Source organism: Ruminococcus sp. (genome assembly GCF_024684275.1).
Map to the genome: position 1 here is coordinate 67,869 of NZ_JAIKXF010000005.1, position 13,103 is coordinate 80,971.

10 protein-coding genes and 1 other annotated feature are annotated in these 13,103 nt (G+C 48.5%); of the genes, 2 read left to right on the forward strand and 8 right to left on the reverse strand.

All coding sequences use genetic code 11. The annotated features are described in order from the left end of the window. Window positions 1-32 precede the first annotated feature (32 nt). Complete coding sequence (locus K5677_RS00495; protein ID WP_296723447.1) at window positions 33-1,199, reverse strand: nucleotide disphospho-sugar-binding domain-containing protein; 1,167 nt, start codon at window positions 1,197-1,199, stop codon at window positions 33-35. A 392-nt stretch (window positions 1,200-1,591) separates the two neighbouring features. Between K5677_RS00495 and K5677_RS00500 the strand changes: the two genes are divergently transcribed. Next, the gene (locus K5677_RS00500) at window positions 1,592-2,584 is read left to right on the forward strand and encodes a GDP-mannose 4,6-dehydratase (protein WP_296723450.1); all 993 of its coding nucleotides are present in this window, start codon (window positions 1,592-1,594) and stop codon (window positions 2,582-2,584) included. A gap of 51 nt (window positions 2,585-2,635) precedes the next feature. On the opposite strand, the gene K5677_RS00505 is transcribed toward K5677_RS00500, so the two are convergent. The 5 genes from K5677_RS00505 to K5677_RS00525 are packed head-to-tail and all read right to left on the reverse strand — an operon-like array spanning window position 2,636 to window position 7,311. Continuing rightward, window positions 2,636-3,511 carry an alpha/beta hydrolase gene (locus K5677_RS00505; protein ID WP_296723452.1) on the reverse strand — a complete coding sequence of 292 codons (876 nt, stop codon included), beginning with the start codon at window positions 3,509-3,511 and terminating at the stop codon, window positions 2,636-2,638. Between the two features lies 1 nt (window position 3,512). After that, window positions 3,513-3,731, reverse strand: a complete 219-nt coding sequence (locus K5677_RS00510) for a DUF3006 domain-containing protein (RefSeq protein ID WP_296723456.1) — start codon at window positions 3,729-3,731, stop codon at window positions 3,513-3,515. Continuing rightward, entirely contained in the window at window positions 3,731-4,645 is a 915-nt protein-coding gene (locus K5677_RS00515) for a ComEC/Rec2 family competence protein (protein WP_296723459.1), read from the reverse strand. Before K5677_RS00515 ends, K5677_RS00510 begins: the two co-directional genes overlap by 1 nt. Beyond that, complete coding sequence (locus K5677_RS00520; protein WP_296723462.1) at window positions 4,594-6,573, reverse strand: YgiQ family radical SAM protein; 1,980 nt, start codon at window positions 6,571-6,573, stop codon at window positions 4,594-4,596. The genes K5677_RS00515 and K5677_RS00520 overlap by 52 nt, the downstream gene beginning before the upstream one ends. A gap of 9 nt (window positions 6,574-6,582) precedes the next feature. Beyond that, window positions 6,583-7,311: a SprT family zinc-dependent metalloprotease gene (locus tag K5677_RS00525; protein ID WP_296723464.1), complete on the reverse strand. Its 729-nt coding sequence runs from the start codon at window positions 7,309-7,311 to the stop codon at window positions 6,583-6,585. 150 nt (window positions 7,312-7,461) lie between these two features. Next, window positions 7,462-7,705: a binding site (T-box leader), on the forward strand. Window positions 7,706-7,761: 56 nt separating this feature from the next. On the opposite strand from K5677_RS00525, the gene K5677_RS00530 reads away from it, so the two are divergent. Then, window positions 7,762-10,113 carry an AMP-binding protein gene (locus K5677_RS00530; RefSeq protein ID WP_296723465.1) on the forward strand — a complete coding sequence of 784 codons (2,352 nt, stop codon included), beginning with the start codon at window positions 7,762-7,764 and terminating at the stop codon, window positions 10,111-10,113. 38 nt (window positions 10,114-10,151) lie between these two features. Here K5677_RS00530 and K5677_RS00535 read toward each other — a convergent pair whose 3' ends face one another. Next, complete coding sequence (locus K5677_RS00535; protein WP_296723466.1) at window positions 10,152-10,616, reverse strand: NUDIX hydrolase; 465 nt, start codon at window positions 10,614-10,616, stop codon at window positions 10,152-10,154. 159 nt (window positions 10,617-10,775) lie between these two features. Then, window positions 10,776-13,103, reverse strand: a 2,328-nt coding sequence (gene ppdK / locus K5677_RS00540; RefSeq protein WP_296723468.1) for a pyruvate, phosphate dikinase, incomplete at its 5' end; no start/stop codon positions are given.

Here is a 13,103-nt window from a genome sequence, read left to right on the forward strand (position 1 = left end):
CAGGTTCTTCCCTGTCGGCTATTATCTTTAAATCAAGCAAATATCTCAGCGTAAAGTGCTGTTCTGTTGCTTCTTGCTTCGTTGAATGAAGCGATAATCTTATCTGTGCCTGCCTTGAAGCTCTCTCTGTTTGCGTAAGCGTCATCTACAGCCTTCTTGATGATCTCAGGTGTAATGTCGATCTCGTGCTTGTTGAGAGCGATACCTGCGTTAAGTCCTGCAACTACCTTTGCAACGTCAAACTGGTCAACTGCCTGTGGTACAAGCACCAGTGCAGCACCGCTTGCCAGACCTTCTGAGGTCGAGTTGAAGCCTGCATGGGTGATGAACACATCTACCTGCGGTAAAAGCTGAGTCTGAGGTACATAGTTGTAGATAGTGAAGTTATCAGGGATCTCCTTGAAGGTCTCCTCGATATTTACAAACTTTCCTACAGACATGATCACCTGATACTCGTCAGAATCCTTGAAGGCTTCGATACAGCGGTGATAGAATTCAAGGTCCTTGCCGAAAATCGTTCCCAGTGAGATAAAGAGGAGCTTCTTGTTCTCGTCCTTCTTGAAGTCAAAGCTCTCGTCAACAACTCTCTGCTCGATGTGTGGTCCGAGGAAGTAGCACTTGTCGTCTGTATCCTCAGGTCTTAAATGGAAATACTTGGAAGTCAGAAGTATCTTCTTGAAATTGTTGGGAGTGAATATGAGGCCAACAAAATCACGAAGGCTGATATTGTATTTTGCATTTGTTGCCTGTAAGCCTATCAGTCTTGCATTATCGAACTGATTCTCGTCAGTAAGGATAAATGAAGGATAGATCATTACAAACTTAGCCGGATCGATCTTTAAGACCTTGTTCATTTCTTCAATGTCAAAAAATGCGTCGATGATATAGTAATCGTACTCTGTCTTATCATTCATGAGCAGTGTCATGACAACATCTGTTGCCTTTCCGACCATGAATGAATTTATAGCGAATGATGGAACATTTGGAGGTAATCTTTTTGCAATTTCACTTACATCAGCTGAATAAACTACTTTTTTTACGGGAACTTCGTCTAATCTTGGCGCAAATTCGTCTGTAACAAAACAAGTCACATCATGTCCTAATGCGGCTAATTCTCTTACGACCTCAACGCTTCCTGTAAAGTGACCGTGTAAGATGCCGTTTAAAACGGCAATTTTTTTTGGCTTGATCTCGCTCATGTTTTCTTTTCCTCCGTTATGTTTGTCTATGGGTTTATATGCTTCGGGGGAAACAAATTTCTGTTCGTCATTTATCCCCCCTGCGCAGACGCGCTGATTAAGATTATAACACACTTCCACATGAAAATCAATATCTTTTTCCGACCTGTCCCTATATAATTTTCAGGTGCTGATGGTTCAATGATTTGCGCCAGATTTCGATGATAATTAACAGTTTTTTGCGCAAGTTCTTAAAACAATTAATACTTGACAAATTTTGCCTGATATGCTATACTACTCATTGTTTCAGTGTTTCTCCAAAGTGCGGTATATAGGTGAATTGTTGACCAAAAAATCGTGCTATGGTATAGAGAAAATGGCCAAAAGGTCAAAAGAGAGAGGATAGAGAAGAAATGAATAGCAAAGACATGAAAAACAAGCGCGTGTTTATTACGGGTGCTACTGGATTTGTAGGAGCGCACATCACAAAGCACCTTATCGAACTCGGCGCAAATGTGACCGTTCTCATCGAAAGATGCGACTGCACAAGCTATTTCAGCATATGCGGTCTGGACAAAAAGGTAAACGTATACTACGGCGATATCAGCAACGGTGCTCTCATAGAGCAGATACTCGTTGAGCAGAAGATAGAATTCATCTTCCACCTTGCCGCAGTTGCCCTTCAGGACTTAGCTTACAAAATGCCAAAGGTGACTTTCCAGGTAAATATCGTAGGTACATACAACATCTTAGACGCTGCAAGACTTCATACAGATACAGTCAAGGCTGTTCTCGTGGCTTCAAGCGATAAGGTATACGGCGACAGCGATGTGCTTCCATACAACGAGAGCATGATACTTCAGGGCAGCAATCCTTACGATGTATCAAAGGTTTGTCAGGATATGCTTGCAAGAAGCTTCTACCACAGCTACAAGCTCCCTGTTGCAGTCGGAAGATTCGGCAATATCTACGGTCCCGGAGACAACAACTTCAACAGACTTATCCCCGGTACTATCCAGAAGCTGGAAAACGGTGAGTCTCCTGTTATCAGACACCCTGCAAACGGCGTATTCAAGAGAGATTTCCTCTATATCAAGGATATTGTCAATGCTTATATGTATATGCTCTACAACATCGAAAAGGAAGGCGTTGTAGGAAATGCATTCAACTTCGGTACAGGTATCGCTACTGACATCGAAACAGTTGTCAACAAGATAAAGGCTGTTATGAACTGCGAGAATATCCCTTCTATCGTACAGCAGAGCGAGGTCTCTGAGATACTTATCCAGCAGTTAGATGCCACCAAGGCATATGAGCGTATCGGCTGGAAGGCTGAGTATTCTGTAGATATGGGACTTGCTGAGACAGTTGACTGGTACAGAAACGTATATTTCAAGTTAAACTGAATATAACAAAAAGAAGCCTGAGTGTTCAGGCTTCTTTTTTATGCATATTCATCACTTTATACCCATAAGCTCCTTGAAGAAGCTGCACTCGTCATCATTAGCCTGTGCGGCAAACTCAGACTTTACATTACAGTGAAAAACGTGCCCCAGCGGGTGCTCCTCGTCGCCGTAGAGCTTGTATCTGTACTTCACCCCTACCTTGTCAAGGCTCTCCATAAGTGCCTTTGGTTCCTCGCGGAGGAAATCCTCGTTGGAGGTCATGATATAACAGGGCGGAAAGCTCCCGTTCACAAGACTGACAACGCTGAGCTTTTCAAGGATAGCAGGATAGTCCTTCTTCTCAAGAAAATCCTTCAGCATCTTGATGATACCTGCATCCTTTGTCTGATATATGCCGCAGTTGAGCGCAAGCCCCTTGAATTTCAAGCCCTCGGGCACAGTAAAGCTGTACATCTTGGCGTACTCCTTATCCGTACAGATACAGGCATAAAGCGCGATGCCCATAGCACCTGCGGAGTCTCCCACAGCAAAGAGGTTATCAAGGTCAAAACCATACTGCTCTGCATTTTTCAGTATCCACCCAAAGACCATGTTAGTGTCCTCAAAGGGCGCAGGGAAGCGGTATTCGGGAGCTATCCTGTAGGAGTAGTTCACTACTGCGAAGCCGCGCCTTGCAAGCTCCATACAGTAAAACTGATAGACATTTTTGTCGCCGTAGACCCAGCCGCCGCCGTGGAAGCTGACTATCACAGGCAGCTTTCCGCTCAGCGCCTTAGGACGGTATACGTCCAGCACCTGCCACTGCTTATCCGAGCCGTATTTTATATCATCAAAGCGCTCTATCTCGGGCGGAGTAGTCAGTCCCTCGTCGCGCTTGGCGTCGCTCTCCTCGCACATTTTTCTGAATATCATACTGCGCATCGCCATATCAATTCTCCTTGTTATGCTGTAATTTCCTGAGCTTTTCGCGTATCTCCCTGCGGCGTTTCTCCGCAGCCTTTTTATTTATGGTATAAGCGCCGTCTGTCACTTCCAGCACGTCCCCCTCGCAGGCTCCGTCGGGGAGCATATCACGGGGGACTGTTTTCATACCGCTGTCTGTTTCGAGAACGGCGTATTCTCCCTCAAATCTGTCGATTATAGTCATTATTTCGCCCTTTCACAGGTTATATTTATATTCGCGCCGTTGGATTCCACAATAACAGTGCCGTTTACATCTGTCCGACAGACCACATCTGCATATCTTTCCAGCCTTTTCACGGTGCTGTCAGCAGGGTGTCCGTAAGGATTTTCACTGCCGCAGGAAATAACGGCTGTCTGCGGACGGATAATATCTATCAGCTCCTCGGTGGAGGAATGTGAGCTGCCGTGGTGTCCTGCCTTGTAGAGCATGACCTTACTCAGTCTGCCGACCTGTATCATAGCCGCTTCGGACTCCGCCTCAGCGTCCCCTGTGAACAGGCATTTGTTCCTGCCGTGAGTGAGCATGAACGATACGGAATAGTTGTTGATATTCTCATAAACACTGCCGTCGGGAGCAATTATCTCAGCCCTTGCACTGCCTATCTCAAGCACCTGTCCAACGTGTACTTCTTCAATGGGGACATTCTTAGCGGCGCAGCTTTCCAGAAAGCGCTCATAGAATACGGCGGTAGGTATCTGCTCATCGGGAATATGTGGGATAAGCACCTCTCCGACGTCAAAAACGTCGATAATACGGTACATACCGCCCATATGGTCGGAATGCGGGTGCGTTGCGATGATGTAGTCCAGCCGTCCCACACCAAGTCCCCGAAGGTAGTCTGTGACCTGCTCCGAGACCTCGTTTTCGCCGCAGTCCACCAGCATAGTCACGCCATTTGCTGCAATAAAGGTGCAGTCGCCCTGCCCCACGTCGATAAAGTGCATGACCAGCTTGTCCTCATTGGGAAATGTATGGACAGGCTTGCGGAAATACCGCCAGCCAAGAAATACCAGTACAGCCGCTGTTATCAGCAGCCATAGCAGGTTCAGTGCTTTCTTTTTCCGCCGTTCCCGTTCTTTTTCCCGTTTTTCTGCCAATTCGCGGAGGTATTGTTTTTGCTGCGAGCTGAGCCTGTACCTCTCTCCTGCTGCCTTGACGAAGCTTTCCGTGTCTTTGAAGTATTTTGCCACGACTTGTCACCGCCTTTTCGGGGAGTACCGCCCTGTCCGCGGTTATCGTCCGCCACAAGGCATTTCGGAGAGGTGCCGATAAGGTCGCGGCGCCCTGCGGCCTTGAGAGCCTCAAGGACTATCTCCTTGTTCTGTGGTCGGAAGTATTGCAGCAGAGCTCGCTGCATAGCCTTTTCCTTTGGCGTTTTCGGCACATAGACCTTTTCCATAGTGTATGGATCAAGCTCAGTGTAAAACATCGCCGTGGATATAGTACCGGGAGTAGGATAGAAGTCCTGTACCTGCTCGGGACGTATTTTGTTCTCTTTCAGGAACAGCGCAAGGTCTATAGCCTCATTAAGAGTGCTTCCCGGGTGTGAGGACATGAGATAGGGCACAAGATACTGTTCCTTGCCCATGCTCTTTGTCACCTCGTAAAAGCGCTTCTGAAAGCGCTTGTAGGCTTCGATGTGAGGCTTTCCCATTTTGTCGAGAACTACCGCCGAACAGTGCTCGGGAGCGACTTTCAGCTGACCGCTGACATGGTGCATTATGAGCTCCTTCATGAACTCGTCGTCCTTGTCCTCGATGAGGTAGTCGTAGCGTATACCCGAGCGGATAAACACTCGCTTGACGCCATTGACCTTGCGTATCTTTCGCAGCATATCAAGGTATTCCGTGTGGTCTACCTTCAGCGCAGGACAGGGCTTTGGCGCAAGACATTTCTTGCCCATGCACAGTCCCTTTGAGAGCTGCTTGTCGCAGGAGGGGCGGCGGAAGTCCGCCGTAGGACCGCCTACGTCGTGGATATAGCCCTTGAAATCGGGCATTTTCGTTATGCGTTCAGCCTCGGCAAGCACCGACTCTACACTGCGGACGGTGATACGTCTGCCCTGATGAAGAGCGATAGAGCAGAAATTGCAGTAGCCGAAGCAGCCGCGGTTATGTGTGATAGAAAAGCGCACCTCCTCGATGCCGGGGACTCCGCCGAGAGCCTCGTAGGAGGGGTGGATAGCCCTTGTGTAGGGCAGGGAGTAGATGTGGTCGAGCTCCTCGGTAGTAAGGCTGTAGGCAGGGGGCAGCTGCACCAGCATCATTTTGCCGTGGCGCTGGATTATGGTCTTTCCGTAGACCTCGTCCTGCCAGTCGTACTGTATCTTGACTGCCTTTGCGTACTCGGGCTTGCTGTCGCGGACTTGCTCGAAGGAGGGGCACTGCGCCGCGCCGAGTGGCGTGTTCACGGGCTCTGTGAGATAGCAGGTGCCGCGTATATCGTGCATATCGTGTATGCTCTCCCCTGCCGCAAGACGGGTGCACATCTCCTGTATCTGGTGCTCGCCCATGCCGTACATCAGCAGGTCAGCGCCGCTGTCAACAAGTACAGAGGGGCGCACTGCGTCGTCCCAGTAGTCATAGTGAGCAAAGCGGCGGAGCGAAGCCTCCAGACCGCCTATTGCTATGGGGACATCGCCGAAGTATTCGCGGAGCTTCTGACAGTACACGATAACTGCGCGGTCAGGACGCTTGCCTGCCACGCCTCCTGCGGTGTACGCATCGTCTGAGCGCTTTCTCTTAGCCGCTGTATAGTGAGCCACCATTGAGTCGATATTTCCTGCGGTCACAAGAAAGGCGTACTTAGGCGCACCAAATCGGCGGAAATCCCTGTCAGTATGCCAGTCGGGCTGGGAAATGACTCCTATAGTAAAGCCCATGCTCTCAATGAGCCTCGTAACGATAGCCGCTCCGAAGCTGGGGTGGTCAACGTATGCGTCACCTGTTATATATATGTAATCGAACTGCTCTATTCCCAGCTCGTCCATTTCTTTTTTAGTAGTAGGCAGAAAGCCCTCGTACATGGTATCACCTCACAGTATAACTGTTTTTTCAAGCTCAGCCTTTGCTGAACGCCATTGGGGGAACTCCGCTCCCAACAGGGCGTAGAAGTCCTTTGAGTGGTCGGGGTGTATAAAATGGCAGAACTCATGTGTGACTACGTGCTCTATGCAGTGCCGCGGTGCTTCAATGAGCCGCCTGTTCAGGGTTATTATCCCCTTTGTGTAATGACAGCTCCCCCAACGGGAGGTCATGGAGCGCAGCTTCAGCTGAGGCTGCGGAACGCCGTATTTACGGAATTTTTCCTGCACCTCAAGGACTATCTCGCTGAATACCTCGCGGCATTGCTTGTCGTACCAGCCTTCCGCAAGCTTTTTCACGCGCTGAGTATCATCCGCTTCTCTGACATGGACTTGCAGCTCATCACCGCACATATCGGCGTACTCACGGCTATCTGCAATAATGGTAAGCCGCAGGGGCTTGCCCAGATACATCAGGCTCTCCCCGTCCATGTAGCTTGGCGGAGTCTTTTTCACATCGTGCTCTGCAAAATACACAGCCGCCCTGCGTATATATTCGCTCCTGCTGATGATAAATGCCTCTATTTCACGAACAGGAACACGCTTTGGTGCAGAAACACACACCGAGCCGTCATGCTTTACACGAAGATTTATATTTTTCACTTTTTTTCGTTCAAGGGTGTAATCCATAGCTCCCGAAGGAGTAAGCACACGCCTTGTTTCAGTAGATATTGCTTTCATTTTATTCTCCTATGAAACAATTATATCGCAGTAACCTCTTTGTGTCAACCTTTTGCGCAAATGCAGTGACTTCAGCGCCTGCTGACCGCGGCTTTGCAAATTTTTCTCAAAAACCTCTTGACAAATGCTTTTTTATGTGATATAATCCAAACATAAGCTGTGAGGAAGACAAGCAGAGTATAGCCTATGTCTACAGAGAGCCGACGGTCGGTGTGAGTCGGTGATAAGCAATGCTGTGTATCCCTTCTGAGCCGAAGTGCTGAAAGTTACAGTAAGCGCTTCCGTGATTCTGCGTCAATGAATAGGGCTTGATAGAGTCTGAAGTGGTGTTACGCAATAGCGGCACAATTTGAGTGGTACCGCGGGTATTCAAGTAATGATACTCGTCTCAAAGAATCATCTTTGAGACGAGTTTTTTTATTTTCTAAATTAAAAAAAGGAGAGATAATTATGAGCGACATGATGAGTTTACAGAATGCAGAAACCAGAATAAAAGAGGTAGCAGAGCGTATCTCTCACCTGCGTGAGGACTTAGGTCTCTCCGTAGAGGAAATGGCTGCCAAGACCGATTATTCCGTCGAAGAATACAAAAAGCTGGAATCAGGCGAGCAGGACTTCAGCTTTACATTCATCTATAAATGTGCAAATACCTTCAATGTCGAGATAACCGACCTCATGGAGGGCACAAGCCCTGAGCTCAGCGGCTATACTGTTACCCGCAAGGGCGAGGGAGTTCCTATCGTCCGCAGAAAGGGCTTTGCATACAACCGTCTTGCCTCTAAGTTCAAAAACAAGACCGTAGAGCCTTTCCATGTAGTTATCCCCTATTCCGAGGAAGCTCTCTCTCAGCCAATGCATATGGCAAGCCACGCAGGTCAGGAAATGGATATAGTTATCAAGGGCACTCTGCGTATGACAGTAGGCTCTCATACCGAGATACTCCATGAGGGTGACTGTATCTACTACGACAGCTCAATGCCCCACGATGAAATAGCTCTCGGCGGCGAGGACTGTGAGATATACGCATTCGTTATGCCTCCGCGCGGCACAACAGGTATGTCTGAATACAAGGAGCATATCGCCGAGCATCACCTTACAAACGTAGACAAGGCAGGTCTCCTTCACCCTGTAGCTGAAAAGTTCGTACAGTGCGAGACTAACGAGGAAGGCATACTCAGCGCAGTTCACTTTGAAAATCAGGATAAGTTCAACTTTGCATATGATATTGTTGACGCAATGGCTGAAAAATGTCCCGACAAGACAGCTATGATATATGTTGACGTAAACCATAACGAGCGCCGTTTCACATTCAAGGATATAAAGAAGTACTCATGTCAGACCGCAAATTACTTCAAATCTCTCGGCATCAAAAAGGGTGACCGCGTAATGCTGGTGCTCAAGCGCCACTATCAGTTCTGGTTCTCTATCATCGCTCTCCACCGTATCGGAGCTCTGGTCATCCCTGCTTCAAATATGCTCAAGGAGCACGATTTTGAGTACCGCTTCAATTCCGCAAATGTATCCGCTATCGTATGCTCTGCTGACGGCGAGATCACAGACGAGGTAGATAAGGCTTGCGCAGTTACGGATACTATCAGGACAAAAGTCATCGTAAACGGTCAGCGTGAGGGCTGGCACGATTTCAACGCGGAGCTCCCTGCATACAGCACTCATTTTGAGCGCACCGCCGAGACTCCCTGCGGAACCGATCCTATGCTCATCTTCTTCAGCTCAGGTACATCAGGCAATCCTAAGCTGGTCCTCCACAGCTATCAGTACCCTCTCGGTCACTATGTAACCGCTCGTTACTGGCAGAACGCCGATCCTAACGGTCTCCACTTCACTATCTCGGATACAGGCTGGGGCAAGGCTCTCTGGGGTAAGCTCTACGGTCAGTGGATGTGCGAGGCTGCCGTATTTGTATATGACTTTGACCGCTTCCACGCAGATGATATACTCCCCATGTTCAAGAAGTACAACATCACCTCATTCTGCGCACCTCCGACTATGTACCGCTTCTTCATCAAGGAGGACCTCTCAAAGTATGACCTTTCATCACTGAAATACGCTTGTATCGCAGGCGAAGCCCTCAACCCCGAGGTGTTCCACCAGTTCTACAAAGCAACAGGCATAAAGCTCATGGAAGGCTTCGGTCAGACAGAGACCACCCTTTCTATCGCAAACGTTGTGGGCATGGAACCTAAGCCCGGCAGCATGGGCAAGCCCAATCCGCAGTACGACGTTAAGGTGCTTCTCCCCGACGGTACTCCTGCCGCAGTCGGCGACACAGGCGAGATATGCATAAAGCTTGCCGATGCTGACGCTGTCGGCTACGGCGTTCCAGGACTTGCACTTTGCTACTTTGGCGACGAGGAAAATACCGCCGAAACATGGCGCGACGGCTACTACCACACAGGCGATACCGCTTGGGTAGACGAGGACGGCTATTTCTGGTACGTCGGACGTGTTGACGACGTTATCAAGTCCTCCGGATACCGTATCGGACCATTCGAGATCGAAAGCGTTCTCATGGAGCTCCCATATGTGCTTGAATGTGCTGTCACAGGCGTTCCCGACGAGATAAGAGGACAGGTAGTAAAGGCTACTATCGTCCTTACAAAGGATAAAACGGGTTCAGACGAGCTTGTTAAAGAGATAAAGGATTACGTAAAGGAGCGTACTGCACCTTACAAGTATCCAAGAGTCGTTGAGTTCGTTGAGGGACTTCCTAAGACTGTCGGAAGCGGCAAGATTCGCCGTGCTGCTATCCGCGAAATGGATAAGGCTAAATATCAGAAGTAATATAAAAAGTCCTCACATTGTTGTGAGGACTTTTTACTTTATATACCTTTTACGTATTCACTAACCTTTTCAAATATCCTTGCTTTTATTTTCAGCGGCGGTGTGTTCTCGGGGAGCTGGTCTATAGGGAAAAATCTCTGTTCAAAAGCTTCTTCCGCCTGCACCTTCATATCTCCCGTAAAATCGCGGCACAGGTATATTATCACTGCAAGATATACCTTGTCTCCGTTGGGGTATTCGTAAAAGGTGTCCTCTCCCGATATATCCATTAAGTATTCCAGCTTTTCGCAGGTAAGTCCCGTTTCTTCAAGTACCTCCCTGCGGGCACATTCCTCAAAGCTCTCCCCCAGCTCCATTGAGCCTGCGGGATAGTCCCAGTATCCGTTGTCGGTGCGTCTGCCAAGAAGTATCTCGTTTTTATCGTTTAAAAGTATGACACCTGCGCCTGCCATGATAACAGGTCTGCTGCCAAGCGTTTTTCGAAGTTCCAAAATATAACCCATTGTATCAGCTCCTTTATTTAGAGATACCCTTTATTATATCAGAGTTTGTGTAACAAGTCAACAAAAAGTCCTCACAGCCGAAACTGTGAGGACTTCTTTTATCCGTATGAACATATAAACGTTAAAAACGTTTTTAGGTATACTTAATATATACTTAAATTACTTCTTATCAGCGATAGCAGCCTGAGCAGCAGCGAGACGAGCAATTGGAACACGGAAAGGTGAGCAAGATACATAGTCGAGGCCGATCTTGTGGCAGAACTCAACAGATGTAGGATCACCGCCGTGCTCACCGCAGATACCGCAGTGGAGCTTAGGATTTACAGGCTTACCGAGCTTGATAGCCATTTCCATGAGCTTACCAACGCCAGCCTGATCAAGCTTAGCGAAAGGATCGTTCTCGAAGATCTTCTTGTCGTAGTAAGCGCCGAGGAACTTGCCAGCGTCGTCACGAGAGAAGCCGTATGTCATCTGAGTAAGGTCGTTAGTACCGAAGCAGAAGAAGTCAGCGTTCTTAGCGATCTCATCAGCAGTAAGAGCAGCTCTTGGGATCTCGATCATTGTACCAACTTCGTACTGGAGGTCAGAACCTGCTTCCTTGATAACAGCGTCAGCAGTCTCAACAACTACCTTCTTAACGTACTTGAGCTCCTTAACATCGCCAACGAGTGGGATCATGATCTCAGGCTTAACTGTCCAGTCAGCGTGCTTCTTCTTAACGTTGATAGCAGCCTTGATAACAGCCTTTGTCTGCATAGCAGCGATCTCAGGATATGTTACAGCAAGACGGCATCCTCTGTGGCCCATCATTGGGTTGAACTCGTGGAGAGAAGCGATGATGTTCTTGATATCCTCAACGGACTTGCCCTGTGAATCAGCGAGAAGCTTGATGTCAGCCTCTTCTGTAGGAACGAATTCGTGGAGAGGAGGATCGAGGAAACGGATTGTAACAGGGCAGCCCTCAAGAGCCTCATAAAGAGCCTCAAAGTCAGCCTGCTGCATTGGCTCGATCTTAGCAAGAGCAGCCTCACGGCCCTCAACTGTATCAGCACAGATCATCTCACGGAAAGCAGCGATTCTGTCAGCCTCAAAGAACATATGCTCTGTACGGCAGAGACCGATACCTTCGGCGCCGAGCTCTCTTGCCTTCTTAGCGTCAGCAGGAGTATCAGCGTTTGTACGAACCTTGAGAGTTCTGTACTTATCAGCCCAAGCCATGATTCTTCCGAACTCACCTGCGATCTGAGCGTCAACTGTAGCGATAACGCCGTCGTAGATGTTACCTGTTGTACCGTCGATTGAGATATAGTCGCCTTCCTTGAAGGTCTTGCCGCCGAGCTCGAACTTCTTGTTAGCTTCGTCCATCTTGATATCGCCGCAGCCTGAAACGCAGCACTCACCCATACCACGAGCAACAACAGCAGCGTGTGATGTCATACCGCCGCGGACTGTAAGGATACCCTGAGCAGCCTTCATACCTGTGATATCTTCAGGAGATGTCTCGAGACGAACGAGAACGACCTTCTCGCCCTTAGCAGCCCACTCAACAGCATCGTCAGCTGTGAATACGATCTTACCGCAAGCAGCTCCTGGTGAAGCACCGAGACCCTTGCCGATAGGAGTAGCAGCCTTGAGAGCCTTAGTATCGAACTGTGGGTGGAGAAGTGTATCGAGGTTTCTTGGGTCGATCATTGCAACAGCTTCCTGCTCTGTTCTCATGCCCTCATCAACGAGGTCACAAGCGATCTTGAGAGCAGCCTGAGCAGTTCTCTTACCGTTTCTTGTCTGGAGCATATAGAGCTTCTTGTTCTCAACAGTGAACTCCATATCCTGCATATCTCTGTAATGATTTTCGAGAGTCTTGCAAACTTCCTGGAACTGAGCGAAAGCCTCAGGGAATGTTTCAGCCATCTGCTGGATAGGCATAGGAGTACGAACGCCTGCAACAACGTCCTCACCCTGAGCGTTAGTCAGGAACTCACCCATGAGCTTCTTCTCACCTGTAGCAGGGTCTCTTGTGAAAGCAACACCTGTACCGCAGTCATCACCCATGTTACCGAAAGCCATTGACTGTACGTTAACAGCAGTACCCCAAGAGAATGGGATATCGTTATCACGTCTGTAAACGTTAGCTCTTGGGTTGTCCCATGAACGGAATACAGCCTTGATAGCGCCCATGAGCTGCTCCTTAGGATCGTCAGGGAAGTCAACGCCGATCTTAGCCTTATATTCAGCCTTGAACTGTGCAGCGAGCTTCTTGAGGTCGTCAGCGTCAAGCTCTACGTCCTGAGTTACGCCCTTTTCTTCCTTCATCTTGTCGATGAGTTCCTCGAAGTACTTCTTACCAACTTCCATAACTACGTCAGAATACATCTGGATGAATCTTCTGTAGCAGTCCCAAGCCCATCTTGGGTTATTTGACTTTTCAGCGATTGTATTAACAACTGTCTCGTTGAGACCGAGGTTAAGGATTGTATCCATCATACC